Source organism: uncultured Desulfobulbus sp. (assembly GCF_963662935.2).
Classification (GTDB): Bacteria; Desulfobacterota; Desulfobulbia; order Desulfobulbales; family Desulfobulbaceae; genus Desulfobulbus.
This window is the reverse complement of the sequence record NZ_CAXXTL010000002.1, coordinates 1,428,205-1,454,891: the sequence shown is the minus strand read 5'-3', so window position 1 is coordinate 1,454,891 and position 26,687 is coordinate 1,428,205. Positions and strand designations below refer to the sequence as shown.

General features: G+C 55.4%; 24 protein-coding genes and 2 pseudogenes. 13 read left to right on the top strand and 13 right to left on the bottom strand.

Translation table 11 applies throughout. The annotated features are described in order from the left end of the window. The first annotated feature begins 8 nt into the window (after positions 1 to 8). Together ACHZCX_RS10720 and ACHZCX_RS10715 are read left to right on the top strand one after the other, a co-directional pair. Entirely contained in the window at positions 9 to 539 is a 531-nt protein-coding gene (locus ACHZCX_RS10720; RefSeq protein WP_319587227.1) for a lipocalin-like domain-containing protein, read from the top strand. Between the two features lie 109 nt (positions 540 to 648). After that, a complete protein-coding gene (locus ACHZCX_RS10715; RefSeq protein WP_319587226.1) occupies positions 649 to 1,398 on the top strand; it encodes a hypothetical protein in 750 nt (249 codons plus the stop codon). 1,268 nt (positions 1,399 to 2,666) lie between these two features. Here ACHZCX_RS10715 and ACHZCX_RS10710 read toward each other — a convergent pair. Both ACHZCX_RS10710 and ACHZCX_RS10705 read right to left on the bottom strand, forming a co-directional pair. Beyond that, positions 2,667 to 3,895: pseudogene (locus tag ACHZCX_RS10710) on the bottom strand (ISL3 family transposase). 109 nt (positions 3,896 to 4,004) lie between these two features. Then, a pseudogene (locus ACHZCX_RS10705) lies at positions 4,005 to 4,553 on the bottom strand (DUF4372 domain-containing protein); the annotation flags it as partial. A 98-nt stretch (positions 4,554 to 4,651) separates the two neighbouring features. Here ACHZCX_RS10705 and ACHZCX_RS10700 point away from each other — a divergent pair. After that, a complete protein-coding gene (locus tag ACHZCX_RS10700) occupies positions 4,652 to 4,957 on the top strand; it encodes a hypothetical protein (protein WP_319587224.1) in 306 nt (101 codons plus the stop codon). A 466-nt stretch (positions 4,958 to 5,423) separates the two neighbouring features. On the opposite strand, the gene ACHZCX_RS10695 is transcribed toward ACHZCX_RS10700, so the two are convergent. Next, positions 5,424 to 5,564, bottom strand: coding sequence for a hypothetical protein (locus ACHZCX_RS10695; RefSeq protein WP_319587223.1), 141 nt, complete (start codon positions 5,562 to 5,564; stop codon positions 5,424 to 5,426). Between ACHZCX_RS10695 and ACHZCX_RS10690 the strand changes: the two genes are divergently transcribed. Beyond that, positions 5,563 to 5,823 carry a hypothetical protein gene (locus ACHZCX_RS10690; RefSeq protein WP_319587222.1) on the top strand — a complete coding sequence of 87 codons (261 nt, stop codon included), beginning with the start codon at positions 5,563 to 5,565 and terminating at the stop codon, positions 5,821 to 5,823. The genes ACHZCX_RS10695 and ACHZCX_RS10690 overlap by 2 nt on opposite strands. Positions 5,824 to 6,350: 527 nt before the next feature. On the opposite strand, the gene ACHZCX_RS10685 is transcribed toward ACHZCX_RS10690, so the two are convergent. The 4 genes from ACHZCX_RS10685 to def are packed head-to-tail and all read right to left on the bottom strand — an operon-like array spanning position 6,351 to position 9,501. Beyond that, positions 6,351 to 6,809: a phosphatidylglycerophosphatase A gene (locus ACHZCX_RS10685; RefSeq protein ID WP_319587221.1), complete on the bottom strand. Its 459-nt coding sequence runs from the start codon at positions 6,807 to 6,809 to the stop codon at positions 6,351 to 6,353. A 6-nt stretch (positions 6,810 to 6,815) separates the two neighbouring features. After that, positions 6,816 to 8,000 carry a nickel pincer cofactor biosynthesis protein LarC gene (gene larC / locus ACHZCX_RS10680; RefSeq protein ID WP_319587220.1) on the bottom strand — a complete coding sequence of 395 codons (1,185 nt, stop codon included), beginning with the start codon at positions 7,998 to 8,000 and terminating at the stop codon, positions 6,816 to 6,818. Then, positions 8,000 to 8,941, bottom strand: coding sequence for a methionyl-tRNA formyltransferase (gene fmt / locus ACHZCX_RS10675; protein ID WP_319587219.1), 942 nt, complete (start codon positions 8,939 to 8,941; stop codon positions 8,000 to 8,002). Before fmt ends, larC begins: the two co-directional genes overlap by 1 nt. Then, positions 8,938 to 9,501, bottom strand: coding sequence for a peptide deformylase (gene def / locus ACHZCX_RS10670; protein WP_319587218.1), 564 nt, complete (start codon positions 9,499 to 9,501; stop codon positions 8,938 to 8,940). Before def ends, fmt begins: the two co-directional genes overlap by 4 nt. Before the next feature lie 128 nt (positions 9,502 to 9,629). On the opposite strand from def, the gene ACHZCX_RS10665 reads away from it, so the two are divergent. From ACHZCX_RS10665 to ACHZCX_RS10655, 3 genes are read left to right on the top strand one after another with little or no spacing between them, the layout of a single operon-like run. After that, positions 9,630 to 10,490, top strand: coding sequence for a hypothetical protein (locus tag ACHZCX_RS10665; protein WP_319587217.1), 861 nt, complete (start codon positions 9,630 to 9,632; stop codon positions 10,488 to 10,490). Between the two features lie 38 nt (positions 10,491 to 10,528). After that, entirely contained in the window at positions 10,529 to 11,140 is a 612-nt protein-coding gene (gene plsY / locus ACHZCX_RS10660; protein ID WP_319587216.1) for a glycerol-3-phosphate 1-O-acyltransferase PlsY, read from the top strand. Then, entirely contained in the window at positions 11,137 to 11,469 is a 333-nt protein-coding gene (locus ACHZCX_RS10655; protein ID WP_319587215.1) for a J domain-containing protein, read from the top strand. Before plsY ends, ACHZCX_RS10655 begins: the two co-directional genes overlap by 4 nt. Positions 11,470 to 11,505: 36 nt before the next feature. On the opposite strand, the gene ACHZCX_RS10650 is transcribed toward ACHZCX_RS10655, so the two are convergent. Then, the gene (locus ACHZCX_RS10650; protein ID WP_319587214.1) at positions 11,506 to 11,661 is read right to left on the bottom strand and encodes a hypothetical protein; all 156 of its coding nucleotides are present in this window, start codon (positions 11,659 to 11,661) and stop codon (positions 11,506 to 11,508) included. A 263-nt stretch (positions 11,662 to 11,924) separates the two neighbouring features. Between ACHZCX_RS10650 and ACHZCX_RS10645 the strand changes: the two genes are divergently transcribed. After that, the gene (locus ACHZCX_RS10645) at positions 11,925 to 12,797 is read left to right on the top strand and encodes a methylenetetrahydrofolate reductase (RefSeq protein WP_319587213.1); all 873 of its coding nucleotides are present in this window, start codon (positions 11,925 to 11,927) and stop codon (positions 12,795 to 12,797) included. On the opposite strand, the gene ACHZCX_RS10640 is transcribed toward ACHZCX_RS10645, so the two are convergent. Continuing rightward, the gene (locus tag ACHZCX_RS10640) at positions 12,778 to 14,175 is read right to left on the bottom strand and encodes an MATE family efflux transporter (protein WP_319587212.1); all 1,398 of its coding nucleotides are present in this window, start codon (positions 14,173 to 14,175) and stop codon (positions 12,778 to 12,780) included. The genes ACHZCX_RS10645 and ACHZCX_RS10640 overlap by 20 nt on opposite strands. Positions 14,176 to 14,414: 239 nt before the next feature. On the opposite strand from ACHZCX_RS10640, the gene mprF reads away from it, so the two are divergent. Beyond that, positions 14,415 to 16,970: a bifunctional lysylphosphatidylglycerol flippase/synthetase MprF gene (gene mprF, locus ACHZCX_RS10635; protein ID WP_319587211.1), complete on the top strand. Its 2,556-nt coding sequence runs from the start codon at positions 14,415 to 14,417 to the stop codon at positions 16,968 to 16,970. Between the two features lie 224 nt (positions 16,971 to 17,194). Here the strand turns inward: mprF and ACHZCX_RS10630 are convergent, their stop codons facing one another. After that, the gene (locus ACHZCX_RS10630) at positions 17,195 to 18,331 is read right to left on the bottom strand and encodes an IS4 family transposase (RefSeq protein WP_319587210.1); all 1,137 of its coding nucleotides are present in this window, start codon (positions 18,329 to 18,331) and stop codon (positions 17,195 to 17,197) included. Between the two features lie 133 nt (positions 18,332 to 18,464). Here ACHZCX_RS10630 and ACHZCX_RS10625 point away from each other — a divergent pair, with 133 nt between their 5' ends. Next, positions 18,465 to 19,256 carry an AcvB/VirJ family lysyl-phosphatidylglycerol hydrolase gene (locus tag ACHZCX_RS10625; protein WP_319587209.1) on the top strand — a complete coding sequence of 264 codons (792 nt, stop codon included), beginning with the start codon at positions 18,465 to 18,467 and terminating at the stop codon, positions 19,254 to 19,256. Positions 19,257 to 19,323: 67 nt separating this feature from the next. Here ACHZCX_RS10625 and ACHZCX_RS10620 read toward each other — a convergent pair whose 3' ends face one another. From ACHZCX_RS10620 to acnA, 3 genes are all read right to left on the bottom strand, one after another. Then, the gene (locus ACHZCX_RS10620; protein ID WP_319587208.1) at positions 19,324 to 20,838 is read right to left on the bottom strand and encodes a DUF4080 domain-containing protein; all 1,515 of its coding nucleotides are present in this window, start codon (positions 20,836 to 20,838) and stop codon (positions 19,324 to 19,326) included. A gap of 80 nt (positions 20,839 to 20,918) precedes the next feature. Further along, on the bottom strand, positions 20,919 to 21,206 hold the full coding sequence (locus ACHZCX_RS10615; RefSeq protein WP_394708825.1) for a GIY-YIG nuclease family protein: 288 nt from the start codon (positions 21,204 to 21,206) through the stop codon (positions 20,919 to 20,921). A 45-nt stretch (positions 21,207 to 21,251) separates the two neighbouring features. Further along, positions 21,252 to 23,933 carry an aconitate hydratase AcnA gene (acnA, locus tag ACHZCX_RS10610; protein ID WP_319587206.1) on the bottom strand — a complete coding sequence of 894 codons (2,682 nt, stop codon included), beginning with the start codon at positions 23,931 to 23,933 and terminating at the stop codon, positions 21,252 to 21,254. Positions 23,934 to 24,145: 212 nt separating this feature from the next. Here acnA and ACHZCX_RS10605 point away from each other — a divergent pair, with 212 nt between their 5' ends. The 3 genes from ACHZCX_RS10605 to ACHZCX_RS10595 are packed head-to-tail and all read left to right on the top strand — an operon-like array spanning position 24,146 to position 26,525. Continuing rightward, complete coding sequence (locus ACHZCX_RS10605) at positions 24,146 to 25,339, top strand: homocysteine biosynthesis protein (protein ID WP_319587205.1); 1,194 nt, start codon at positions 24,146 to 24,148, stop codon at positions 25,337 to 25,339. Continuing rightward, on the top strand, positions 25,336 to 25,746 hold the full coding sequence (locus tag ACHZCX_RS10600; protein ID WP_319587204.1) for a 4Fe-4S binding protein: 411 nt from the start codon (positions 25,336 to 25,338) through the stop codon (positions 25,744 to 25,746). The genes ACHZCX_RS10605 and ACHZCX_RS10600 overlap by 4 nt, the downstream gene beginning before the upstream one ends. Continuing rightward, positions 25,692 to 26,525: a UPF0280 family protein gene (locus tag ACHZCX_RS10595; RefSeq protein ID WP_319587203.1), complete on the top strand. Its 834-nt coding sequence runs from the start codon at positions 25,692 to 25,694 to the stop codon at positions 26,523 to 26,525. Before ACHZCX_RS10600 ends, ACHZCX_RS10595 begins: the two co-directional genes overlap by 55 nt. Positions 26,526 to 26,687 lie beyond the last annotated feature (162 nt).

Genomic DNA, 26,687 nt, shown 5'->3' with positions numbered 1-26,687 from the left:
GAAACACTATGAAAAGTTACGTCAAAGGTCTGGTAGTAGCAGTGCAATTCCTTGCCATTTTTACTGCGGTGATGTTCGGAATCTCAGATGTTTGGGCCAAAGAAAAGGGAGGCGCTTTGGAAAAACAGATTCAAGGAACTTGGACCCTTGTCTCGATTTTCGTTGAAAAGGAAGGGGAAAAGATCGATGTATTCGGGGCCAATCCGAGAGGTTCCATGATTTTGACCCCAAATGGCCGTTTCTCGGTAATCATGATGAAATCAAGCCTCCCAAAATTCGCCGCTACTAGCCGAATAAAAGGTACCACCGAGGAAAATCAAGCCGTTGTTCAAGGTTCACTTGCCTGGTTCGGGAGCTACAAAATAGCGAACGCAAAGGAGAATATGGTGGTCTTTAACATAGAGGGGAGCACTTTCCCGAACTGGGATGGGGAAGAACAGAAGCTGTTTATGAATGTCACTGGAGATGAGATGAAGGTCATTAATCCCGCAGCGGCCATTGGCGGCAAAGGTTACCCCACCTGGAAACGAGTCAAGTAAAGTAGAGGGGGAGCATACACGCTTGTTGGTAAAGGAGTCACTAACTACAATGCTTAATTGATAGAGCACTGTTTTCTTACCTGAAAATAGTTATAGTGGAGATTTTGTAATGGACAAGCCTGAGTTAACCCTAAATTTTATCAAGGTACTCGTTTGGCCTGTTTTAATCGTTGTTGTTCTATTTAGCTTTCATGCAGAGATAGGCAGTTTACTCGGTGGTGAAATTGAAGCGGAAATATTTGGAGTAAAACTTAAGGGGAAAAAAATAAGTGGCGTAGATCAACTTGAACAACAGGCCAATAAACTTAAGGAGGCTTTATCTGCAGCGGAAGAGAAGCTTAATGAACAGAGTTCTGCAAGCCTAAAGTTGCGAGAAGAGAATGCTCTGCTTCGAAAATCTATAGAGGAACAGAATCAAAAAATAGAGAACGCGAAAGCTTCAGGGACCATAGCCATGGTGAATCCGACTCCTCTAATGGCTCAAGAGTCAAAAGGACTTGCCGAAAAAAGCCGAAATCTAACCACTGCCATCCAAGTTGATATCGATAGAGCTCAGAGTATTGTTCGTGGAAAGAATCCTGATCAAGCAAGGGTAAACGAGTCAAAGGGTTTTGAATTCCTCCTCGCTGATAAGTTTGACGATGCAATTCGAAGCTTTGACGCCTCTTATGCTGTTTATCCTGATTATCACAATGTGGATGAAATCCGAAATATCCTAAGGCGTAACAAAAAAGATCTTGAGGATCCTTCAACGCGCGACAGGACCAAGAGGGAAATCTACGGTCAAATCCTCAGTAAGTACAAGTGGGGAATGCCTGAATCTGTAGAAAAAGAGATGAGAAAATATCTTGATACTTGAGCATTTCTAATTTCATAAAAGTTTTGAGAAAGGTGTCCTTGTGTTCAAGCCCATCAAGGGCGCAAGCGATTAGTGCGGAAAGAAGAGGCGGTGCACGTTTAACTAGTAAGAGCGAGAAAGATAACCATGTAAACAAGCAGTAGCGTTTACCTAGCTCTTGCTCCCGCCCGCTGACCGGAAGGCAATAAGAATATCAGATGTAGCCATTACTGTCTGATCTGACAACTACCGGAATATAAAATTGGTAACTGTCAGATCAGGTCATCTCTCAGCTTTTAGGCTGGGCAGTTCACCGTATAATAATAGGTGGAAGGGAAATACTAATACCAGGCGGCGGTGCATAGTAAACGGGTGGTGGTGGCGAGTAGTAAACCGGTGGTGGCGGCACATAAACTCTCTCCGTGTAGCCAGGATCAACATAAATGAGTTCCCTGTACCCATCATCATAATACCGATATCTACCCCTATCATGCCAGCGCCCATGCCTATGGCGGTCATGGTCATGCCAGTCACCTCTTCCTCTAGGGTAATAACCATCATCGGCGTAGGAGGGCGTTACGTTTATACTGCTAAATATTGCGGTAAAAACTAACCCCATCATCACCTGGCCTATTATGAGTCGAAAATGCCATCTGCTTAATTTGATCATGAAGTCACTTCATTCTTGGGTTTATTCCAAGCTCCTCTTATGTTTCCTGATTATCCCTTTCTCGGATACGGTATCAGCGTTCTTTTTCTGTTCATCGGGCATCAAGTTATAAAAAGCTGACTGCCTCTATTGAAGCAGTATTTATGCCACAAGTGACGAGCGCATGGTATCATTCCGTAATAATTCGGTTTATTTTGACAGAGATTAAAAAAAGGACGTAAACAGTAGGGAATCCGGATAAAGACGAAAGAAAGAACGATGACGAAAACGAAGAAAACGTCCTGTAATCGGACAATGTTACAAGTGAGCACGGTCTAACTGTATAATATAATAAACATTCTGTAACAACCAACTATTGTTTTAAAAACGGACAGTCAACAGAGCGGCCTGTCCATTTTTTAAAATAGTGGAAACGATCAATCGATTATCAGTTTGGAATACCTTATTTTTCACTCGCCGATTCAACTCTAAGTTGATGAATGAAGAATCCAGAGATAATGGATTTTGGGAGCTAAATAATTGACATCAACCTATTAGGGTTTATGTTAATATTAGGATTGACTAATTTAATAATAAAAGCCAAGGAGGCTGTCATGAAAGGATATGAACATCTGGTTCCTCACATGAAACGGTGCATGAGCGGTATGGCCGGTAAGTTGCCCATACAGTGGTAGAGGTTGCAGATAAAGAGGTCAGCTGTTCTGAACCCATAGGCCTTGTGGCTGACGACTTTGGCTTTATTGTTGAGCCCTTCGACAGTGCCGTTGCTGATGGCATGTGGAACCAGGTCAGGATGTTTTCTTCATGGCGTCGGACCATCCAGGCAAACTCGCGTAAGGGTTCCAGGCGAGAATGCGTTGCCCACCAAAACCACTGCTTCAAGTGCTTCCTGGCCCAGGTTTTTGTCTTATAGGACCATAAATCTCGAAAGCGCTCTTTGAGGAGATAGGCCCTGTTGATCTTCAGATTCATATGCTCAAGGCTGCTGAGTCTGATCCTTTGCTTCGGCGTAAGGTTCCAAGGATTCTTAAGCCAGATATACCGGCTGTCCTTCATGAGCTCCTTGTGTTCCTTTCCTTTTTCTCGGATCTCATCTCGCCGGACTTGATCAACCGCTTCCATCAGGTGGCGAACGATATGAAATTTATCAAAAACAAGAGTTGCCTGCGGAGCACATTCCTTGATCACCTCGACATAGGGCTTCCACATATCGCAACAGATGCCCTGGAGTTTGTTTGTCCGCTCTGGCCCGAGGTAGTTGAAAAAGCTGCGCAAGGTATCTTTGGTTCTTTCAACCCCGCTCCAGATCAAGGTTTTTGAGCGGAGATCGTACACATTGGTGAGGTAGACATGACCTTTTTTCCGCGAAATCTCATCAATACCAATATGCGTAATGCCGCTGAGATCGCGATGCTCCATGCCATATTTCACTACGCTTTTGACTGCTGTGGCAACCGTACCCCAGGCACAACTGAACAGTTTGGCGACAGAGTACCAGGGCAGCATCTCGGCCCACTTGGCCAGGTAGCAACTGTAGGCAAGAGTAAAGCGTTGCTTGCCCGTCACCCAGGGAAGTTTCTCCGTGCGGACGCCTCCACATCGAGAACAAGACACCCGACGAGGTACATATTTGACCCAGACAGGTATATTCCACAGAGGCACGTGGCGAAAGAATCGCACCTCTCGCCGATCCCGGTAGACGGCAGGATGTCCGCATGACCCGCATCGCACCCTGTGGCGGGCATCAGGACGAATTTCAGCGATTATTCCATCGGAGTCTTTGGTGACCGTATGTACTCGAAAACCTTGCAAATCAACCGTCTGTTTGATTATCTGTTCAACAAGCATGAGTTCCTCTGTAGATAGATTATTGGCTGGCCGGCCTTTATCTACCTAAAAGAACTCATGCTTTTAAATTTGTTAAGCTGTTTTACGCACCGTTTCGTGCGGGGAACCTCGGAAGTTTGAGGGTTTTGGCCCAGTTGATCTCATGCACCTTGCCGCTGGTCATGTCCATGAACGCGGGGATAAAGCCATCGGCATCCAGCCCCATGTGCAACTTGATGGCCCCTTTTTTCTGCCGAAACTCGGCCCATGGAAACACGGACAGGCAGAGATTGATCACCGTGGCGTCCAAGAGGTAGAGCTTGCCCTGGAAGGAGAACTTGTGTTTGGGAGCAGCCAGTTGGCATCGGCTCAACAGTCGGGCGAACAGCATTTGATAGAGGGTGGCAGGCTGCTCGGCATTCACCCGTGCCAGTGTTGCTTTGCAGGTTTTCTTCATGCCGAGGTGATAGAGGCGTTGGCCTTGCGCCTTCAGGTTGTCGGTGATATCCCGGAGACTTCTTCTGCCGGACATCTGCCCGATCAGCAGAGCCAAGAACTGACTCCACCGGTTGTAGGAGCGGAACTTCTGTCCCGCATGATGTACTTTGGCAAGAGCATCGAATTCATATCTCGGTACAAGTGCAATCAGTTGCTTCAGCGCGGTATCGCTATGGGCCATGGCTCGGATCTCCTTGGTTTGTATGATCTTTTTCGCAAAATCATTATACCCCAAAGAGCTCTCTGAGCCTCTTTTTATTGATCATTTATGAGACAGCAGTGATTTCAGGAGAAAACCATGAAAAAAATTCCACCAAACCGGCGCCAGAGAATAAATTCAGCAAACTAGAGGTAAAAAAATCCATCAAGATCATCAGAATACTCTACCGAGGAACCTGTTCAAAGCTCACCGCCAGGGGTAGGGGAGACCTGTCCTATGAAATCGGCATTGATGAGGACACCAGCAAGTCCTACGTCCGCATCTCGACAAATGACAGCAGTGGTGCCTTCAGTAGTGAAGGCTGGACTTGGGCAATATTCGTGCCCTGTTGGATGGACAAGAGAAGACCTTCTCGGCGACTGTGACGTAAAGCCTGATTTTTGGGTGATCTAGCTACAATTACGGATATCTGGCTGACTTGCTCAATGCAGTTGAAGCAAATGGGAGTGAGTAACAAATACACACATAGGCTGGCTGCGAGTAATAATTATCCAGCAGACCTTACTGTCAAACCAAATGGCGCTCAAACAATTCAGCCAACACATTGATTAAATAGATTTTTTATTCCACAGCGACCAGCATGAGAAAAATGGTATGCCGTATGCTATCCAAGAGTTATCTCCTGCGATAAAATTTAATTTTCAAGGGGTTCACATTCCTTCATCTCACACAAAAAAGACCGCCATGGAACCGCCCGCTCCCAACATAATACCCTCAGTTGACAACATAACCTTTCAACAAAAAAATCAATGGTGAGCGCAATGAAGAAAATAATTATATTGGGAGTGGTCCTGGTGACAATGCTTGTATCGCTTGGCGGGTGTTGCTGGCCTAGGCCTTGGCATGATGATGGGTATGGACGTGGTAGATACGATCACCATAGAGGCGGTGGCTATTATGAAAGAAGATAAATCCTGTTAATTTCTGGCAGAGACGATGGCAGCAAAACTCTTCTATCAGGTGTTCACTCATGAAACGATTTATCCGAGCTATTTGTATAGTGGGCCTTGCATTCAGCACGATAATGGAGGCTGGATCATTTTCAATTGCATCTGCTAGCGGCCGCGATGGCTATTATTATGACAACAGAGATCACCACAGCCGCGAACAACATGTCTACGAACAGCGCTATAGGCGTGCTTACCACAACTGCGCTAATCGCTATCGTGTTGGCGGCCATCGCTTTCAACGCTGCATGGATAATTACCTTGGAGATTATCACCGTTGGTAAGTAATTCAAAACAGCCCTACGGATAACGTAGAAATTCTAAAAAAAGCCAGGAGGAAATGGGTGTACTGCCCGTTATTTCATGGCTTTTTTTTTCAACCAGAAGCTAAAACAAACACCCAACGGTACCTGCAGGTTTTACCCCGTCAGTCAACCCATCCAGAAGTCCGGCATGGGTTGGGGTAGGTCGGTGGTGCGCAAAATTTGAGGGGACGATTTAGATAAAGAATTTATCGAAGAAAAACGGGAAAAAAACCATACCGAGATCAGTTGGATGGCAGTTGGGTGAGTGGAGCTTGATGGCCAAAAAAATCATCACAACATCTCGAAAAGAATAAAGATTTCGAATCTAAGCTCCGGTAGCGAGAGAGGGCCTCGGAGTGGAGCGTGGAAAAAGGAACGATCCGCTCCGAGCGGCTCTCCTTGGACCATTCGGGGATGGGATCAGGAAAGGCATGGGTGTGGAGTCGATGTAACCAGCCATAGAAGCTTCTTCTTGTACCCTGTAGAGGGTTTTTCGACCCTTCTTCTCATAACATCCTGATCAGCCAGAGTCCGAGCTCGAGCACCAGCAAGGCGTACAATCCGGCGACAACATCGTCGAGCATAATGCCCAGGCCGCCATGCAGATGACAGTCTATCCAGTTAACCGGGAAGGGCTTCCATATATCAAAAAAACGAAATAAACAAAATCCGGCGAAAACAGCGGCCGGGTGTGCGGGGGCTAGGCTGAGCGCAATCAGGAGGCCGACGATTTCATCAATGACCACAATGCCCGGATCGGGCCGGTCGACAATCTTTTCCGCCGCCCCGGCGCTGAAGATGCCGATGACAAAGAGTGTGCCGATGACGGAGATATACGGAATTGTTCCCAACCGGTTAAGCAGCAGCCAGATCAACACCCCAACCGCTGAGCCCCAGGTCCCAGGGGCTTTTGGCAGGTAGCCACTGTAGGCCCCGGTGGCAATGAACATCAGCAGACGGTCCATGGCGGTTCAGGAAGACGTTGGCGGGGAGTGACGGCGGACGGCGGCATACACTTCCTGCAGCGGAAGGTGATGCGCCTCGGCTAGCGTGCGGCAGGCCTCATACTCGGGGGTGATGACCGTGCCGGTCGGAGTGTTGATTTTTTTTGCGGGCAGATCGCCCCAGGGGGTGGTGACGGTGATTATTTCTCGGGGCAGGGTCAGGCGCTCTTCTCGCCGCAGACGCAGGCCGATAGCGCTGGTTTCACTGAAGACCATGTTGGTGACAGTCTCCCGGGTGGCCGGTTCGGCGATCACCCGCAGGAGAAAGCCCGGCCGCCCCTTCTTCATCTGTATGGGAATCAGGCAGACGTCGAGGGCGCCGGCGGTCATCAGGCGCTCGCTCACATGGGGCCAGAGTTCCGGATTCCAGTCGTCGAGATGGGTCTCGATCACCTCGACCTGCTGAGCTTCCTGCACCACCATGCTTTGGCCGAGCAGCAGGCGCAGCAGGTTGGGCCGTCCGTCGTGCCGCTCCATTGAGCCGGCACCGTAGCCGGTCCGGGCAAGCCGCATCGGCGGCATCGGGCCGAAATCATTGGCTAGTTCCCGAACAAGGGCCGCGCCGGTGGGGGTGACCAGCTCCTGGTCGATGTTTTCACCATACACCGGTACACCTGCCAATAATCGGCAGACCGCTGGTCCCGGCAGGGGAATATCGCCGTGGGCGCAGGTGACCCAACCCCGGGCCATGGGCAGGGGGGAGCAGATCAGGCGGTTAATCTTGAGATATTCGAAACCGGCCACCACACCGACAATGTCAACGATAGCGTCCACGGCTCCGACCTCGTGGAAATGAATCTGCTCGATGGTGGTCCCGTGGACTGCCGCCTCGGCCTCGGCCAAACGGGTGAAGACTGCCAGGGCCTTGTCCCGGATCTGAGCCGGAATTAAAGCTTTGCCGAGCAAGCTGCTGATCTCCGCCAGATGGCGGTGTTCATGGGAATGATGATCGTGGCTGTTACATTCGACGGTCGCCTGAGTGGCGGCAAACCCCTGCACGGTTTTCCGCGCCACTGCCAGATTGAAACCGTGCAGCGGCAGGGCGGCCAGCACTTCCCGCAGATACGCCTCGGGCAGTCCGGCATCAAGGAGGGCACCCAACAGCATGTCGCCGCTGACCCCGGAAAAACAGTCAAGATAGGCGGTGTTCATCAGGTAATAGGTGTGCCGGGTGTAATGTGGGCGCCACGGAGACAGGTCGCAACCTCCATCCGCTTTTTGCCCTCGGGTTGTATCTCACGGATGAGCAGGGAGTCTTCGCCGGTGGCGATCAAAAGTCCCTGATTGTCGACACGACAGAGGGTGCCGGGCGGTTGGGCGGCTTTATATCTGACGATTTCTGGATTAAAAAAACGGTAGCGCTTGCTGTCGATAAAACCGTAGGCCGAGGGCCAGGGATCAAGCCCTCGGATCAGGCAGTGGAGCCGGGCGGCAGGCAGGCTCCAGTCGAGATGGCCCATTTCCTTGGTCAGCATTGGCGCGGCACTGGCCAGGGTGTGATCCTGCGGCTGCGGTGTCAGTTGACCCTGCTTGAGTCGTTCAATGGCAGGGCCGAGCGTTTCGCCGCCCAACCGGGCCAGGCGGTCAAACAGTTCACCCGCCGTCTCCTGTGGGCCGATAGTCACCGGCACGGTCAAGAGGATGTCGCCGGTGTCCATGCCCTCATCCAGCTGCATGATGGTGATGCCGGTCTCGGTTTCGCCGTTGATCACCGCCCACTGGATCGGGGCTGCCCCCCGGTATTTGGGCAGGCGCGAACCATGGACGTTGATCGCCCCCAGGCGGGGCAACTGCAGCAGAGAAGCTGGCAGGATCTTGCCGTAGGCCACCACTACCAGCAGGTCCGGCGCGAGCTCACGGAGCTGCTCTAAAAAAGGCTCCTTGCGCACCGACGGCGGCTGGAGCACCGGGATATCATGCTGTTCGGCCAGCACCTTGACCGGTGGCGGACTCAGTACCTTGCCCCGGCCACGCTGGCGGTCGGGCTGACAGACCACCGCTACCATCTGATTCGGGCCTTCTATGAGGGCCTGGAGCGAGGGCACGGCAAAATCAGGGGTGCCCATGAAGACGATCCGCAAGGGTGCGCTCATTCCTCCTCCTGGAGGATTCTCTTCAGCTTCTTTTTATAGAGAGCGCGCTTGAGTGAGCTGAGCCGGTCGATGAACAGGGTGCCCAAGAGGTGATCGACCTCATGCTGGATGATGCGGGCATAGCGGTCTTCGGCATCAAACTCCAGGGGATTGCCGTCCACATCCTGGGCGGTGACATGGATCTTGCGGAAGCGTTTGACATTGGCGTAACATTCGATCACGCTCAGGCAGCCTTCCTCGTCAATGACACTGCCCTCGCCGCCGGTGATCTCAGGATTGATCAAGGTGATATACGTTCGCTGGTTTTCGACGGTGGAGCGGTCCACCAGCACCAGTTGGCGGGCAACGCCAATCTGGTTTGCCGCCAGACCGACGCCCGGGGCTTTGTACATGGTGTCCGCCATATCTGCGACCAGGTTTTTCAATTCCTGGTCAAAAATCGTTATTTTTTCCGCCTTTTGCCGGAGAACCGGATGCGGGTAAGTGATGATCGTTCTGATAGCCATAGTGATGTGTTGTTCATGGTGCGCGAGCACCTTTTTGGTGCGGGTTGACCCCATTGTATGTAATCAGTTTGCGGGCTAAAGTAAAGACGTCTGCGCCGTCTTGGCTGGGTTGGGCGCGGTGGCGGCTTGTTTTTCGGCATTTTTTTGTGTAGGGTGCGGGCCTAATTCTTGGTGGGAGCGAAATGGTCGAGAAAGAAGCATTGAAGGCGGGGCTCGCGTTGCTGCGACAACCAGTCCTGCCCCTGGTTGGGATTGTCCAATTTTTGTATCTGACCGGTGACTTTGCCTCGGTGGAGGAGGTGATCGGCCAAATGCCTGCAGACATCGAAACCGGTTATGCCCTCTATGGGGATGCGGCCTCGTTGCTTGCGCCCTACGCGGATTTGCTGCAGCCTCTGGTTGCTCTCAAGGCAGGCGTACCACCGCACGATCGGGTGGTTGATTCCGACGGGCATCCGGTTGACCCCATGGTCGCGACCGGAGCCCTGGTGGCGCAACATATTCTTGTCCGGGAACTGGAGCGAATCAACAGCCTGCTCTGTGCACCGTGCGGTTGCACTCTCTGCTGCTCCGGCCCGGATGCGGGCATGGCCCAGGCCTATTTCGAGATCCCGCTGCAACCGGGAGAAATCGATTTTTTCCCGCTGGAGCGGATCGATTCTGCTGAGTCGCAGGCCCATCGGGTTGACGACGAACCCCCGCTCAAAGTGAGTGGCCGTGATTTTTTCGACCGTGCGGAGCCGGCGCTGATCCGCTGGCAGCCGGGTTGGAGCCTGATCCTGCCCAAGGCGAGCTGCTGCCCCAACCTGGAGGCTTCGGGTCGTTGTCATGTCTATCCTGATCGGCCCCAGGTCTGCCGCCGGCCGCAGATTTTCCCCTATGTGGTGGAACCAATTGAAGACCAGGGACAACCGGCCTTCCGTCTGCGGCAGACGTTGCTGGCGGTGGTGGACTGTCCCTATGTCCAACTGCTGCAAGACGAGATTACCGCCTATGCCGCAGCCTGCGAACTGGAGATGGTTTTCCGGCAGAATAAGGCCTGAGTCCCGGCGCTGCGGTTTATAACACACAACGAAACTCTATGAATAGCATCGGAATTTTCTGTATTTTTGCCGCGTATCTTCTTGGGGCTATCCCCTTTGGCCTGCTGCTGTCCCGGAAGAGCGGTATCGATATCCGTACCCAGGGGAGCAGGAATATCGGCGCCACCAACGTGACCCGCTTGCTTGGCAAGAAGAAGGGTGCGCTGACCCTGGTTTTTGATATGTGCAAAGGGTACCTGCCGATGTTTCTCGCCGGCCTGCTCTTGCAAACCGACCCTCACCGCGACCTGATTATCGCTCTCTGCGGCGCGGCCACGGTTTTGGGGCATATGTTTCCGGTCTACCTGCACTTTAAAGGCGGCAAAGGTGTGGCCACCGCACTCGGCGCCTTTCTCTATCTTGCCCCGCTTGCGGTGCTTGGCTGTTTGCTGGTCTTTGTTGCCTCGGTGTATCTTTTTGGTTTTGTCTCTCTGGGCTCCCTCCTCGGTTCGGCCTCGATTCTGCTCTGGCTCTTTTTCCTCCAGGCCCCGGCGTGGAACCTGTGGCTGGCCGCCTTCATTGTCCTTATGATCTGGATCAAACATTATCAAAACATCGGGCGATTGGTGCGTGGCACGGAAAAAACCTGGAAGAAAAAGGTTGAGGCGTGAACGCCAAGGACTGGCAGGCCATCGAACAGGCCAGAGAGGTGTTGGGGCTTGGCGACCTGGTGACCCTGGCCGAGATCAAACGAGCCTACCATCGCCTGAGCAAACAGCATCATCCGGACACGGCCAAGACAGCAAGTGTGCAAAGCGGCGAGCAGATGTACCGGATCACCGCCGCCTACGAACTGCTGATGCGCTATTGCAATGACTATCGATTTCCCTTGAAGCGGGAAGAGGGGCAGTCCGAAGGGCTTGATCCGTATGATCCCGAAGACTGGTGGCAGGCTCGGTTCGGCCAGGATCCGCTGTGGAGCGGCAAGAAAAACCGATAGCGCTCAGGGGCAAGATTGGATCGATGCGCAACGGACTCAGGGTTCGAGCGGTTTTTTGAGCGGGATCGAGCAGGGTTGCCAGGCGGCAAAGGACGCACAGTATTCACGAACCAGTTGTTTGCGTGCCGAAAGGTTGAGCAGCCAGTAACAGGGGCTGAGCATCAGGATATGGATGGCTTGTTTGGGTGTCATGGTTTACCCTCCGTGGTAAACAAGAATACTTCCTGAATTCCTTATCGGCTTTTTTTTCCGAGGTGTTTAGCCTGGAGGCGTTGAGAGGATGAGAGAGTTGAAAGCGAGTGGCAACAAGGCAGTTTTCTTTGGTTTTTCCTAACAGTTTCAGGGCCCAGAGGGCCGACAGCCTAGCCAACCTGAAGAGGAACGTTTTTTAACCGTGGTGGCCTGGCTCGAGAAGGAGCCTTCAACCAGCACAGTCATACATAAGGAGTACGAGGATGCAGATTCCTCAATTGATCACAGAGCGCAGTCCGTTTGTTTCCCTTGAATTTTTCCCGCCGAAAAAGCAGGAGGAGTGGCCGGGATTTCTCGAAGTGGCCCAGGAGCTGAAGCAGTTGCAGCCGCTGTTTGCCTCGGTGACCTACGGTGCCGGCGGTTCCACCCAATCCAATACCCTGGAGATCTGCGAGCAGCTGATTGCCACCTGCGGCTTTGAGATCATGCCCCATCTCACTGGCGTCGCGGCCGATAAGGACAAAATCGACGGCTTCCTTGGGGCGATCAAGGCGATGGGAATTAGCAATGTTCTGGCCCTGCGCGGTGATCGTCCCGCCGGTTTCACCGGCACGGATGCGGAGCTGTTCAGTACCTTCCCCCATGCCTCGAACTTGGTGGCGTACATCCATGACCACCACCCGCAGTTGGCCATCGGTGTGGCCGGTTTTCCCGAGGCCCATGCCGAGGCCCCTTCCTTTGCAGCTGATCTTGCGGTCATGCAGCGTAAGGTTGAATGTGGCGCCGATTTCATTATCACCCAGCTGTATTTCGACAACCGGGTGTATTTTGATTACGTGGAACGATTGCGGGCGCAGGGGGTCAGCGTGCCGGTGGTGCCGGGCATCCTGCCCATCCGCAGTCTGGCTTCGTTGCGTTTTGTCTTGGAGATGTGCAATGCCCGGGTGCCGGGCCGGCTGATCAATTCGCTGATGAAGGCGCACGAGCAGGGCGGCGCAAGCGCAGTCTACGAGATCGGCGTGGCCCACGCTCGGGCGCAGGTTAAAGAATTGCTCGACGGCGGCGCGCCCGGCGTCCATCTCTATACCCTCAACAAGGCGGACATGTGCCTGGCGGTTATGGACGGCCTGTTGTGACCGGCTGTCTCCCCTGCCCCTCCAACCGGCGCAGCATGACCAGCACCCGATAACCGAGCAGCCCGGCGGCGGCCGTCAAAGCGCAGATCAATCCTATCCAGAAGCCCTGGGGGCCCGGTTCCAAGCCCCCCAGGTGCGCCAATCCCAGTCCATACCCCATCGGCAACCCGATTCCCCAGTAAGCCAGCAGCATCAGCAACAGCGGCACCCTCGTATCCTTGCAGCCGCGCAGAACGCCGCCGCAGTTCACTTGGATGGCATCCGGCATCTGGAAGATGGCCGCAAAAACCAGCAGGGAGGCGGCCAACTGCCGGACAGCGGGGTCAGCGGTGTACAGGGCCGCGATTTCCTGTGCAAAGCCAAGGACGAGCAGACAGGTCAGGACCGATCCGGCCAGCGCCAGGACCAGACCGGTGCGGACAATCCGCCGGATCCGTTGGATGCGTTTCCGGCCGATGGTAAAGCCGATGCGCACGGTCAGGGCCATCGCCAGGCTGTAGGGCAGCATGTAAAGCTGTGAGGTGAAATTGAGGGCGATCTGGTGGGCGGCTACTACCTCGGCACCGAGCTTGGCGATGAACAAAGCGATGACCGTGAAGATCGAGCATTCGACAAACAGGGCCAACCCTAGCGGCACCCCCAGGCGGAGAAAAGAGGCCAGCGATGCTCCCGATGAACTCTTCCAGGTGAGAGGAGTTGAGAAGAGCCGGTTGGTCCCGTCGATCCTGCTTTTTTTGAGAAATAGGGCCATGCATCCCAGCATGGCAAGGATCGACAGGGTGGTCGCCCAACCGCAGCCGACACCTCCCAGGGCCGGGAGCCCGAACTTGCCGTAAATCAGCAGGTAATTGGCGCCAATATTCACCAAAAGACCCAGAAAACCGGCAAACATCGATAGTCGTGGTTTGCTCAGGCCGTCGCCACCGTTACGGATGGCAAAAAAGAGGCCACCCAGCGGCAGGCCCCAGGAGATGGCGAACAGAAAGCGGCCGGTGATGGGGATAACCTCGGGACTCACCCCCATCCAGACCATGAAGGGCTGCATCAGCCAGAGAATCGGCATCAGGAGCAGACCGGTCACCAGGCCGATGGCCATCCCCTGGCGGATGGATCGCCGCACCGCAGTGCCGTCGCCCCGGCCGTGCGCCTGCGCCACCAGCGGGGTGACGGCGCTGAGCAGGCCGATCAGGAACAGGTAGACCGGGAAAAAGATCGAGGAACCCACCGCCACCGCCGCCAGATCAACCGCACTGACTCGACCGGCCATGACCGTATCGACAAAGCCCATGGCTGTTTGCGAGAGTTGGGCCAGGACCAGCGGGCCGGTCAGCCGGAGGAGGGCAGCGGCCTCGTGGCGAAAAAGGGAAAGAGTTTTCACAACGGATTGGATAGGTGGCCGTGAAGTGGATACATGGTATGCAGAAACATGAGACGCATTTTTTACCAGGCGTTCGGCAAGACCGCAAGTTTCACTCTTGAACCGCTGACCTTCGCCCTGACGTCTGCACGTTTGGAGAACAGGGATTCTTTTTGTAATCATAGGAAAAATGAGATTTTTTTGCTAAATTGTTTTCTCTGTAAAATGTGTGATTGCGAGATTGCCCGGGAGATATGTGCATGAAAAGCGTGCGCCTGACCTTTTTGATGCCTCTTCTTGCCCTGACCCTGTTCGGTGGGGCGCTGTGGATGCTGCATCACGCCTTGAGAGCGTTTCATTATCATGACATTCTCCGGCAGCTGCATTCCCTCAGTCCCCTGCAGATCCTCAGCGCCCTGGCCCTGACCGCCTTGAGTTACCTGATCATGACCGGTTATGACCGGCTGGCGACCCTTTATATCGAGCATCCGCTTGCAGCGGCCAAGGTAGCACTGACCTCGTTTATCAGTTACGCCTTCAGCAATAATATCGGCCTGTCGCTGCTGGCGGCCGGATCGATCCGCTACCGCCTTTATTCCACCTGGGGCCTGTCGACAGAAGAAATTGCCCGGGTGATATCTTTCACAGTGGCCACTTTTTGGCTGGGGGTCTGCACCGCCGGCGGATTGGCGTTTGTGATCGAACCGCTCGCCATCCCCGCTGTGTTGGATCTGCCACTGGGGACGGTTCGTCCTCTTGGCCTCTTTTTTCTCCTCCTGGTTGCGGGTTATCTCATCGTGATCATGATCCGGAAAACCCCTTTTCTCGTGGCGGGCTGGCAATTTTCCCTGCCAAAACCCCGGCTGGCCCTGGCGCAGATCCTGGTCGGCACTCTTGATTGGATTATCGCCGGCAGCGTCCTGTATGTTCTCCTGCCGCCGGCCACTTCCCTTTCGCTTTTTCATCTGCTGGGTATCTATCTCCTGGCCCAGATAGTCTCCCTGATCAGTCATGTTCCCGGCGGGCTCGGCGTCTTTGAATCCCTGATTCTCGTCAGCATGCCAGAGGTGCCGCTGGATACCCTGGCCGGTATACTTCTCGTCTATCGGAGCATCTATTATCTGTTTCCGCTGGCGGTCGCCACGCTCCTCCTGGGGGGAATAGAGTTTTTTCGCAAACGGGCACTTGCCGGCCGGATCATGCGGGTGGCGGTGCGTTGGGGGGTTGCGTTGACCCCACAGCTGCTGGCGGCCTCCACCCTGGCAGGCGGTGCGATCCTGCTGTTTTCAGGGGCTACGCCGGGAGTTCCGGGACGATTGCATTGGCTGCATGCCATCGTGCCCCTGCCGGTGCTGGAGATTTCCCATTTTTTCGGCAGCCTGGTTGGCGCCGGGCTGCTCCTGGTCGCCTGGGGGCTGCAGCGACGGCTCGATGCCGCCTATCTGCTGTCGGCGGCGCTGCTGGCGAGCGGCTCCCTTTTTTCACTGCTCAAGGGAGCGGATTACGAAGAAGCGATGCTTCTGGGCTTGATGCTTATGGCCCTGCTCCCTTGCCGCCGTCATTTTTACCGGCGAACCTCCTTAGTCAACGAACCGTTCAGCGCGGGTTGGAGCCTCATGATCCTCTTGGTCATGGGTTGTTCACTGTGGCTGGGTTTTTTTGTCTACAAACATGTCGATTACTCCCACGATCTCTGGTGGCATTTTGCCCTTACCGGTGACGCTCCCCGTTTTCTCCGCGCTCTGGTCGGCACGACAACGCTGCTGCTCCTGTTCGCGGGGGCTAAGCTGCTCCGGCCCCTTCGTCAGATTCCCGGACTACCCCGTGCCGCAGAAATCGAAAAGGCGAAAGCAGTGATTGCAACCAGCGTGGAGACTTTTGCCAATTTGGCGCTGCTGGGTGACAAGACCTTGTTGTTCAACGATTCAGGCACGGCCTTCATCATGTATGCCGTGGAAGGGCGGAGCTGGGTCGCGCTCGGCGATCCCATTGGAGGTCCCCGGCGAGAGCAGCAGGAACTGATCTGGCGATTCCGTGAGGTGTGTGAACGGGCCGAAGGGTGGCCGGTTTTTTATGAGATCAGCCACAATACCACCTACCTCTATCTTGATCTCGGCCTGACCCTGATCAAACTCGGTGAGGAGGCCAAGGTGCCTCTCGCCCAGTTTTCCCTTGAAGGCAAGGCGCGAAGCGGGTTGCGCTATTCCCACCGCAGAGCGGAAAAAGAGGGGTGCTCCTTTGAAATCATCGACACTTCAAAGGTATCGCAGCTGATGCCAGAGTTGCAAAACATCTCCGATACATGGCTTTCCGGAAAAAATACCAAGGAAAAAGGGTTTTCCCTGGGATTTTTCCAGCCGGATTATCTGCGGGCCAACCCGGTGGCCGTGGTGCGGTACAAGGGCACATTAGTTGCATTCGCCAATGTTTGGCTGGGGGCGCAGCAGGAAGAGGTATCAATCGATCTGATGCGGTTTTTACCCGGCGCCCCCCACGCAACCATGGATTACCTGTTTATCAGCCTGATCCTGTGGGGCAAACAACAGGGCTATCACTGGTTCAATCTTGGCATGGCGCCTCTGGCCGGATTGGAGAACCGGCCGCATGCCCCCCTGTGGCATCGGGTTGGGGCTATGGTCTATCAACATGGCGAACATTTTTATAATTTTCAGGGATTACGAGCTTATAAGGAAAAATTCGACCCGATCTGGGAACCGCGATATCTAGCATCCCCCGGCGGCATGGCCTTACCGCGCATTTTAACCAATATTGCCACCCTGATCTCCGGGGGCGCCCAAGGCATTCTGGGAAAATAAAGAGCAAGCCGTTCTCAGCAGAGCCTTTTGCACAATGAAAAGATTGTTTGTTTCGACCCGACTATCCAGAAAAGAGCGAAACGTTTTTTCTTGTTATTTCAAGTGATAACGAGAAATTTTTTCCTTTGAGACACGAGATTTTTCCCGTTGGTCGAAATGACACCGCATGCAGACGTTCTTTTGCAAGAAGTTCAGCATCCATTTCTTTGCCTATCATTGCTGTCTTATAGATTTTCCCACAATAAAATCTGCGGAGAAACAGTACGTTGAGCAACGGTTGGTTTAAAAAGTTCGATTAAATTCCTCTTGGTGAAGAGGTTGAGCTGCAGCACCCGGAGGATCTGCTGCATGGAACTACTCAATTTTGCTTTAAAATTGAGATAAGCGACCAAGAGGTACACGCATAGGGCTATCCACACCTGGGTCAACACTGCGTTGCTGGATGTTCCCAGAAAAGTTTTGATCTTCAGATTCTGCTTGATCCACTTGAAGAACAGCTCGATCTGCCAGCGCTCCTTATAAATAGCTGCGATCTCCTTGGCTTTCAGGTGGTGGGCATTGGTGACAAAGCGATATTCGACACCGGTTTCCGCATCGGTGTATGCGACCAAACGAAGAGGCTCCTTGACGCCCTTGAGCCGGATGGACTGGTCATTGGTGATGCCGGGGCTTTTACGTCCAGCCCGTTTGAGCAGGTATTCGACATCGGCGTTGCTTTTCAGGCGGGTGACAAAGAAAATGGAGTTTATGGTCAGGTCATTATACCATGCGTAATCGGTGAAGCCGCGATCAAAGCAGACAAAGGATCCCTTGGGAAGTTTGAGGGTTTTGGCCCAGTTGATCTCATGCACCTTGCCGCTGGTCATGTCCATGAACGCGGGGATAAAGCCATCGGCATCCAGCCCCATGTGCAACTTGATGGCCCCTTTTTTCTGCCGAAACTCGGCCCATGGAAACACGGACAGGCAGAGATTGATCACCGTGGCGTCCAAGAGGTAGAGTTTGCCCTGGAAGGAAAACTTGTGTTTGGGAGCAGCCAGTTGGCATCGGCTCAACAGTCGGGCGAACAGCATTTGATAGAGGGTGGCAGGCTGTTCGGCATTCACCCGTGCCAATGTCGCTTTGGAAGTTTTTTTCATGCCGAGGTGATAGAGACGTTGACCTTGCGCCTTCAGGTTATCGGTGATGTCCCGGAGACTTCTTCTGCCGGACATCTGCCCGATCAGCAGAGCCAGGAACTGACTCCACCGGTTGTAGAAGCGGAACTTCTGTCCCGCATGATGTACCTTGGCAAGAGCATCGAATTCATATCTCGGTATAAGTGCAATCAGTTGCTTCAGCGCGGTATCGCTATGGGCCATGGCTCGGATCTCCTTGGTTTGTATGATCTTTTTCGCAAAATCATTATACCCCAAAGAGCTCTCTGAGCCTCTTTTTATTGATCATTTATGAGACAGCAGTGTTTGCCTATGACAAATGTTCAAGGAGGAAGTTATGCATCAGCAATCTGTTGTTGTGCAAAAGTGCCCGGTTCTGGTCGCCTTCATCCAATCCGTTTGCCTGTCATTCCTCAGCGTCTGCCTGTGCTGTGCGGCTGCGGTCCCATGCGGTTGGGCCGGCTCCAATACTGGGGTGTTGCCATCCGGTCGCGATGCCGTGGCCGATCTGCCGTTGATTGAGCTCCCTGCCGCTGATAGCCGGAACGATACGTTGGCCATCATCCTCTCCGGTGACGGCGGTTGGGCCGATCTTGATAAAGTTTTTGGGGAGACTTTCCAGCAACGCGGCATCTCAACGGTGGGTTTCGATAGTCTCAAATATTTCTGGAAGACGCGGCAACCTGCCGAAGTTTCAGCTGATATTGACAAAATGACGCGATATTATCTCCAGGCCTGGGGGAAAAAAAAGGTGCTCCTCGTCGGTTTTTCCTTTGGCGCGTGCTGGCTTCCTTTTCTCGTCAATCGTTTGCCGGCTGACATTCTTGCCAAAATTCAGTTGTGCGTTTTGCTTGGGCCAAGCACCTTCGTCAATGTCGAGGTGCACGTTATGGATTGGGTCGGCGACGAGCGACGCGAAGGGGCCTTGGAAGTTCTGCCCGAGGCGGCCCGGATCAGCAAACCGGTTCTGTGTGTTTTTGGAAAAGAGGAGGACAACTCAATCTGCCCTTTGCTCACAGGAGAGACGGTCAAGACGTTGCCGATGCCGGGCGGGCACCACTACAACTACAAGTATGCAGCCGTTATTGAGGCGATTTTTACCGAAATGGCGGCGGTTCAACGAAGGTAAATGCCCCCGCCATGGAGGGTGGGAGCGTTGTTGTGTTTGTGCCAGAGAACTGCAGTCCGGCTCTTGCTCACTCCCGGTGGCGGCTCTGCCGCTTGGTCAGGGGTTTGTCGAGGCTGTGGCGTTCCTCGGGCAGGCGGGTGACATGCTCTTTGATCGTTGCCGGCAGCACCCTCCCCTTGATCACCAGGATGTCAGCGGCCAGACTGTCGGCCACCTCGGATTTTTCCATCCCCTTTTGTTCCACCAGGTAGCGGAACAGCAGTTCAGCGAGGCGGGGGAGCCCGATCTGCCAAGTGGCCCGGGTTTCCTGGTACAACCAACGGGAAAAATCGAGAAAGCCGTGGAAGACATCGCCCTCCGGCCAGAGCAGCGACGCGGTACGGCGAAAATTGCCGCTGTTGTAGACCAGGTCCCAGAACCGGGCCAGCCGTTTCATGGTCTGCATCTGGGTGAAGGATATCAGATTATTTTGCAGAATTTCGTAGGGCGGGTCCGGGGAATAGACCATGCCATAGGTGCGATCGTGACGGTTGATGGCGGTGCCGGAGAGTTTCTTGAGGATACCGATCTGGATCTCGCCGCGGGTCAGGGCGGCCAGGTTGTTGAGGTTTTGACCGAATTGTTCGATGGATTCGCCGGGCAGGCCAACGATCAGGTCGACATGGAGGTGCGCCGGGGTTTCTCGTTCGAGGAAGGCGATATTTTCTTTGATCCGGTCGAGATCAAGCCTGCGGCTGATGTTGACCGCAGTTTCGGGATGCAGGGTCTGGATGCCGACCTCCAGTTGCAGGGTGCCGGCGGGAAAACGACGCAAGCGCTCCTTGAGAACCTCCGGAAAATGGTCCGGGATGACCTCGAAATGGGCGTGAAAAGGAGGCTCCTTGGCCAGGAAAAAATCGAGGATGCGGCCAGCCGCCTCCGGGTTGCTGTTGAAGGTCCGGTCGACAAACTTGAAGGTTCGTGCTCCCCGCTGCCAAAGGTCTTCCATTTCGTCCAGGAAGGGGACGATGGCAAAGGGGCGGACCCGTTTGTCAATGGAGGAGAAGCAGAATTCGCAGGTAAAGGGGCAGCCGCGCGAGGCCTCGACATAGGTGAGCCGGTGGGCCAAGTCCTCGCCGGTGTAGAACGGGTAGGGCGTGGTCAGGGTCTCGACCTCGACCGGGGGAGCAGGGATGAGTTTTTCCGCAGGCGGGGTGCCGGAAAGGATGGCCGCGCACAGGTCGCGAAAGGCATGCTCCCCCTCGCCCTGGACGATATAGTCGGCCTCACTCAGATCGACCCGTAGAGGCAGGTGGCTGACCTCCGGCCCGCCAAGAACGATTTTTGTATTCGGCGCCACCCGTTTGAGGATCCCCACCAGTTGCCGCACCTCGGCCGCGTTCCAGATGTAGACGCCGATGCCGACGATCACCGGCTTGCTCGCCAGGATCTTTTCGGCCACATCGGCGATCTGGTCGGTGAGGCAGAATTCCTGCAAACTGGCCTGTGCCTGTAGGTCGCGCAGGTTGGCATACAACCAGCGCAGGCCAAGGCTGGCGTGGATATAACGGGCATTGATGGTAGCAAGGACAATTCCGGGCATGGGGTGAATTAGTGTTCCGAGGTACTCTTTAGAGGGCTAGACCTTTTGCGACCCTTCGCAAGAGCCTATTGAGATGGTTCTTATTCCCCGTTTCTTAACTTTGGCCACTGATTGTAACCAATGGCAGGATCATTTGATCTAAAGAGTTTGATGTACTCGACTTCTTTTTGCCCGACCTCTCTGTCCGATGCCGTTTCAGATTCCCACAGAATTTCTTTTCTAATCGTGAAATCCAGCCGTTGTTCTCTTGTGAAGTCTTTTTCAATCAAACTGCAGCAGGCACTTCCAAAGTAATTGATACTGTCGGTTATGTCTTTACCGACGTATATTTTGCCATTTGGGTAGGTGATTTTGTAAATGACCTTCACGGTTAGCATCTGTCTAATTTGATTCACGCCTCATACGGAGCCGACTCACTTTTTCTTCAACCGCTGCCGGAGCACCTTGTGGAGGATGCCGCCGTGCCGGTAATAGTCGATTTCCATCCCATTATCAAGGCGGAGGATTGCCGGAATGATCCGGCGGCGACCATCGGCCCGGTCGATGCACAGCTCCACCGTCTGCCCAGGGGTGAGCGGGCCCGCGAGACCGCTCAGGCTGATGATTTCGCTGCCGTCCAACACCAGAGTGGTGGCGTCAGTCCCCTCGGGGAACTGCAGTGGCAGGACGCCCATCCCCACCAGGTTGGAGCGGTGAATGCGCTCAAAGGAGGCGGCGATCACCGCCCTGACTCCGAGCAGCATGGTGCCCTTGGCGGCCCAGTCGCGCGATGAACCAGAGCCGTAGTCCTTGCCGGCAAAAATCACCAGCGGCGTCCCCGTTTGCTGATAGCGCATGGCCGCGTCATAGATCGGCATCTCCACGTCCTCGGGCCACAATTGCGTCCAGCCGCCCTCCCGCTCCACCATCCGGTTCTTGATGCGGATATTGGCAAAGGTGCCGCGCATCATCACCTCATGGTTGCCGCGCCGGGATCCGTAGCTGTTGAAATCCGGAGGGGCAATCCCCAGTTGCTGGAGATAGAGTCCTGCCGGGGTCTGCGGCCCGATCGAACCAGCCGGGCTGATGTGGTCAGTGGTGATTGAATCCCCGAACAGGGCGAGGATGCGGGCGCCCTCGATGTCGGTGACCGGTTGCGGCTCCGCGGTCATCGCCTGGAAAAAGGGCGGTTCCCGGATGTAGGAAGAATGGGGATCCCACTGATAGAGCTCAGAGCTGCCGCCCTCAAGCGCATTCCACTGGGCGTCGCCGGCAAAGACCGAGCTATAGCTGACGGTGAACAGATCGGGTTTGAGGCTCTGTCGCACCGCAACCCGGATTTCTTCTGCGCTCGGCCAGATGTCGCGGAGATACACCGGCTGTCCCTGGCCATCAACCCCCAGCAGTTCGTTTTCCAGGTCGATGAGCATGGTGCCGGCGAGGGCATAAGCCACCACCAGCGGCGGTGATCCGAGGTAGTTGGCGCGGATCTGGGGATGAATGCGGGCCTCGAAATTGCGGTTGCCGCTGAGCACGGCGGCCACCACCAGGTTGTGCTCCTTGATGGCGGCGGCGATGTCGTTATCAAGCGGTCCGCTGTTGCCGATGCAGGTGGTGCAGCCGTAGCCGACCACGTGGAAACCCAGGGCCTCGAGATCGGGCAGGAGGCCACTCTGCTCCAGGTAGCGGGTGACCACCCGGGAGCCGGGAGCCAGGCTCGTTTTCACCCAGGGTTTGCTGGTCAGGCCGCGCGCCCGGGCCTTGCGGGCGAGTAATCCGGCGCCGATCATCACATCCGGGTTGGAGGTGTTGGTGCAACTGGTGATGGCGGCGATGACCACCGATCCGTTGGTCAGGGTTTGATCGGGTTTGTCGGTGGCAACCGCAGTGCTGCTCGCCAGTTGCTGCTCAAATTGGCGGCCAAAATCCTGGCGCACGCCGGCCAGCGGTAAGAGATCCTGGGGCCGTTTGGGCCCGGCCAGGCTGGGAACCACCGTGTCGAGGGAGATGTCGTAAGTCACCGAATAGTCCGGCTCGCGGCTCTCCGGGACAAAGAAGAAGCCTTGCTGCCGACAGTAGGTCTCCACCAACTGCACCAGGGACTCCGGCCGGCCGCTGGCGCGGAGATAACGCAGGGTTTCGGCGTCCACCGGGAAGAAGCCCATGGTGGCGCCATATTCGGGCGCCATGTTGGCTATGGTCGCCCGATCGGGCAGGCTCAAGGCGGCAAGTCCCGGTCCGAAAAACTCGACGAAACGGCCGACCACTCCCTTGGTGCGGAGAAAGCGGGTAATGGTCAGCACCAGATCGGTGGCCGTGGTTCCCGGTCGCAGGGTGCCGTCGAGGCGCACTCCCACCACCTCGGGGATCTGGAGCGAATAGGGCTGGCCGAGCAGGACCGCCTCCGCCTCGATGCCGCCGACGCCCCAGCCCATGACGCCCAGGCCGTTGATCATGGTGGTATGGGAATCGGTGCCGAGCACGCTGTCCGGAGAGAGTACCGGCTGGCCGTTTTCCTCGCTGGTCGTCACCACCGAGGCCAGGTATTCAAGGTTCACCTGGTGAACAATACCGGTGCCCGGCGGCACTACCCGGAAATTGCGGAAGGCCCGCTGGCCCCAGTGGAGCATAGTGTACCGTTCGCGGTTGCGTTCCATCTCCAGGCCGACGTTGACCCCAAAGGCTTGGCTGTCAGCGGAGCGATCCACCTGGATACTGTGGTCGATGACCAGATCGGCGGGGATGAAGGGGTTCATGGTGGCCGGATCGCCGCCGTGCCGGGCCAAGGCAGATCGCATCGCCGCCAGATCAACCAGGGCAGGCACGCCGGTGAAATCCTGGAGAATGACTCGGCTGGGCATGAAGGGGATGGCCTCAGGGCTGACCGCATCGGGTTGCCAGGAGGCCAGGTTGTCGATATCTTCACTGCTCGCCAATCCTAGCCAATGATGGCGCAAAAGGTTTTCCAGGAGGATGCGCAGGGAATAGGGCAATCTTTCAATGGGCCCGTAGCCGAGGCCTTCCAGTGCCTTGACCGAATAGACGATGTAGTCCTTGCCGCCAACCTGCAGGGTTATCCGGGGATTGAAGAGGGTGAAATCCTTGGGCGCAGTCATATAAGGCTCCTCCTGGGAAGGGATTATTTCGATAAGAACTATCAATACACGATTCTACCGTATTTGCAAAAAACAAGACGCCCGTATTTTCATCCATAGACTCGGTTCTTTTTCGCGCCCGAGAGCGTCGGCAACTTGCTGTTTTTATCCGGACGTCCTATAGTACAGCCTTTTAAGGCGAACCCGAGGGCCCTTACCTGTGAGAATGCGCTATGAGCAAGACCTACGCGGAAATTAACCAGAAAATTGCATCCGGCAAGGCCGTGGTCCTCACGGCTGAAGAGGTGATCGATTACGTTGACAAACGGGGCCTGGAAGCGGCCGCCAAAGAGGTGGACGTGGTCACCACCGCCACCTTCGGGCCGATGTGCTCGTCCGGCTGCTTTCTTAATTTCGGCCACAGTACACCCAAGATGCGCATCTCCGAGGCCTGGATCAACGATGTCATGGCCTATTGCGGGGTGGCAGCGGTCGATGTCTACATGGGCGCCACCCAACTGCGTCACAACGATCCGGCCAACATGTACCACCCCGGCGAGTTCCGCTACGGCGGCGGCCATGTGATCGAGGATCTGGTGGCCGGTAAGAAACTCCAGTTGTTCGGGCTCTCCTACGGCACCGACGACTATCCCCGCCGGGAGATCCGCACCCTGTTTGACATCAATGATCTCAATCAGGCGATCATGGTCAACCCGCGCAACTGCTACCAGAACTACAACGTCGCGGTCAACGTCTCGGACAAGCGGATCTACACCTATCTCGGCATCCTCCGGGCCAAGATGCGCAACATGACCTATTGCTCGGCCGGGCAGTTGGCGCCGCTCTTGAACGATCCGCTGTATGAGACCATCGGGGTCGGCACCAGCATCTGGCTGGCCGGGGCACGGGGCATTGTCTACGCCCAGGGCACCCAGCACTGCTCGCTGGTGGAGCGCGGCGATAACGACGTGCCGGTGGAGGGGGCGGGAACACTCGCCTTGACCGCCAACATGAAGGAGATGCTGCCCGAGTTTGTCCGCGGCACCAGTTTCAAGGGCTACGGCGTGTCGCTGGCCCTGGGGGTCGGCATCCCCATTCCGATTCTCAACCCGGAGATCCTCAGGCGGACCACGGTCCGCGACCGCGACATCACCGCCTGCGTCATCGATTATTCTGCGGACTATCCGGAGAAGACCGGCAAGGTCCTGGGCCGATTCAATTACGAAGAGCTGCGCTCCGGCGAGGTCGAGCTGCTGGGCAAGAAGGTGCCGGTGACCTCGCTTTCCTCCTACAGCAAGGCGCTCAAGATCTGCAACCTGCTCAAGGCGGAAATTGAGGACGGCCGTTTTCTGCTGTCCGAGCCCAGCCAGCGCCTGCCGCTGAATCAGGGCATGCAATCTTTGAATATTACGGGGCCGGTCAGATGATTACCAAAAAAATCTATTTGTATTTTCCCAAGAGCGAGACCGAGAAGCCGATCGTCTACCAACTGGTCAAGGAATATGACCTGATCGTCAACATCTTCCGGGCCAAAGTGACCCCCGAGGAAGAGGGATACCTCAGCCTGGAGGTGACGGGGACAGCGGAAAATATTGACCGGGCCTTCGCCTTTTTGGGCGGCTTTGATGTGGTCATCCATGCGGGCAACAAGGGGGTGCGTTGGGACGAGAGTCGCTGCGCCCAGTGCGGCGCCTGCGTGGTCCATTGCCCGACCGGAGCGCTGTCGATCGTCGATAGGGCTACTCGCACCGTCGCCTTCAACGAGGAAAGCTGTGTCGAGTGTCTGGCCTGCATCGCCGCCTGTCCCTTTGGCGCCTGTTCGTCGACGTTCTAGAGACAAAGGCGATCCGCAACGGATCGTTGAATGGTGCAGCCATGCGCGTCTATCGCTCCTTTTCCTGGAAAGACACGAACCTGCGGGTCGCCTGCGAGGCCTTTGACCTGGTGACCCGAGCCGTGGTTTCGGAGCGCCGGAAGCTCGAGCGGTATATCGGCCGCCATCCCGAATTCAAGACCGCCCTTATTCCGGTTGTTCTCCTTGAGGAGGCGCCCGAGGTGGCGCGTCGCATGGCCGCCGCTGCCAGCCTCACCGGGCTCGGCCCCATGGCCTCGGTAGCCGGGACCCTGGCGCAGATGGGCGTGGAGGCAGCCATGGCCGCAGGCTGCCGGGAGGCGATCATCGAAAACGGCGGCGATATTTTCATCCATTCCGACACCGAAGTCACCATCGGCATCTATGCCGGCGACAACGCCATCGGCAACCAGCTGGCCTTCCGAATCGGCCCGAAGAACCTCCCCCTCTCCCTCTGTTCCTCGTCGAGCACAATGGGCCACTCCCTGAGTTTTGGCCAGTGCGATCTGGCCACCGTGGTCGCCAAGGACGGGGCCTTGGCCGACTCCGCCGTGACGCTGGTCTGTAACCTGATCAAGACGGAACACGACCTGACACCGGTGTTGAACGATGTCGGCGCCATTCCGGGAATCGATGGTATTTTCGCCGTTAAGAACAAGAAGATCGGCATGTGGGGTCAGCTGCCCGACCTGATCCGCAATCAGGATGCCGAGGGCCGCAGCAAAATCACCCGCGACCTCCGCTCCGATTTCCAGGGTTGAGAACGGGGACCGGCGAGGTCCGTGGAACTCTTTGAACGTACAACCCTGGCCAGGGTGCCCCTTTGTCGTTCAGGAGGAGACAGGACTTCCGGCTCCCGGATCATCCCAAGATCACACCCCCTCGTCGCACTTCGGACAACGCACTGTGCAGTCGTGTCCTCC

Excerpts from the sequence above, each read along its gene's own strand:
- plsY (WP_319587216.1), top strand. The coding sequence starts at position 10,529 with ATGAATAGCATCGGAATTTTCTGTATTTTTGCCGCGTATCTTCTTGGG.
- ACHZCX_RS10665 (WP_319587217.1), top strand. The coding sequence starts at position 9,630 with ATGGTCGAGAAAGAAGCATTGAAGGCGGGGCTCGCGTTGCTGCGACAA.
- ACHZCX_RS10720 (WP_319587227.1), top strand. The coding sequence starts at position 9 with ATGAAAAGTTACGTCAAAGGTCTGGTAGTAGCAGTGCAATTCCTTGCC.
- ACHZCX_RS10715 (WP_319587226.1), top strand. The coding sequence starts at position 649 with ATGGACAAGCCTGAGTTAACCCTAAATTTTATCAAGGTACTCGTTTGG.
- ACHZCX_RS10650 (WP_319587214.1), bottom strand. The coding sequence starts at position 11,661 with ATGACACCCAAACAAGCCATCCATATCCTGATGCTCAGCCCCTGTTAC.
- acnA (WP_319587206.1), bottom strand. The coding sequence starts at position 23,933 with ATGACTGCGCCCAAGGATTTCACCCTCTTCAATCCCCGGATAACCCTG.
- ACHZCX_RS10605 (WP_319587205.1), top strand. The coding sequence starts at position 24,146 with ATGAGCAAGACCTACGCGGAAATTAACCAGAAAATTGCATCCGGCAAG.
- ACHZCX_RS10695 (WP_319587223.1), bottom strand. The coding sequence starts at position 5,564 with ATGAGTGAACACCTGATAGAAGAGTTTTGCTGCCATCGTCTCTGCCAG.
- ACHZCX_RS10685 (WP_319587221.1), bottom strand. The coding sequence starts at position 6,809 with ATGGACCGTCTGCTGATGTTCATTGCCACCGGGGCCTACAGTGGCTAC.
- mprF (WP_319587211.1), top strand. The coding sequence starts at position 14,415 with ATGAAAAGCGTGCGCCTGACCTTTTTGATGCCTCTTCTTGCCCTGACC.
- ACHZCX_RS10620 (WP_319587208.1), bottom strand. The coding sequence starts at position 20,838 with ATGCCCGGAATTGTCCTTGCTACCATCAATGCCCGTTATATCCACGCC.
- ACHZCX_RS10630 (WP_319587210.1), bottom strand. The coding sequence starts at position 18,331 with ATGGCCCATAGCGATACCGCGCTGAAGCAACTGATTGCACTTATACCG.
- ACHZCX_RS10645 (WP_319587213.1), top strand. The coding sequence starts at position 11,925 with ATGCAGATTCCTCAATTGATCACAGAGCGCAGTCCGTTTGTTTCCCTT.
- ACHZCX_RS10690 (WP_319587222.1), top strand. The coding sequence starts at position 5,563 with ATGAAACGATTTATCCGAGCTATTTGTATAGTGGGCCTTGCATTCAGC.
- fmt (WP_319587219.1), bottom strand. The coding sequence starts at position 8,941 with ATGAGCGCACCCTTGCGGATCGTCTTCATGGGCACCCCTGATTTTGCC.
- ACHZCX_RS10625 (WP_319587209.1), top strand. The coding sequence starts at position 18,465 with ATGCATCAGCAATCTGTTGTTGTGCAAAAGTGCCCGGTTCTGGTCGCC.
- ACHZCX_RS10600 (WP_319587204.1), top strand. The coding sequence starts at position 25,336 with ATGATTACCAAAAAAATCTATTTGTATTTTCCCAAGAGCGAGACCGAG.
- larC (WP_319587220.1), bottom strand. The coding sequence starts at position 8,000 with ATGAACACCGCCTATCTTGACTGTTTTTCCGGGGTCAGCGGCGACATG.
- def (WP_319587218.1), bottom strand. The coding sequence starts at position 9,501 with ATGGGGTCAACCCGCACCAAAAAGGTGCTCGCGCACCATGAACAACAC.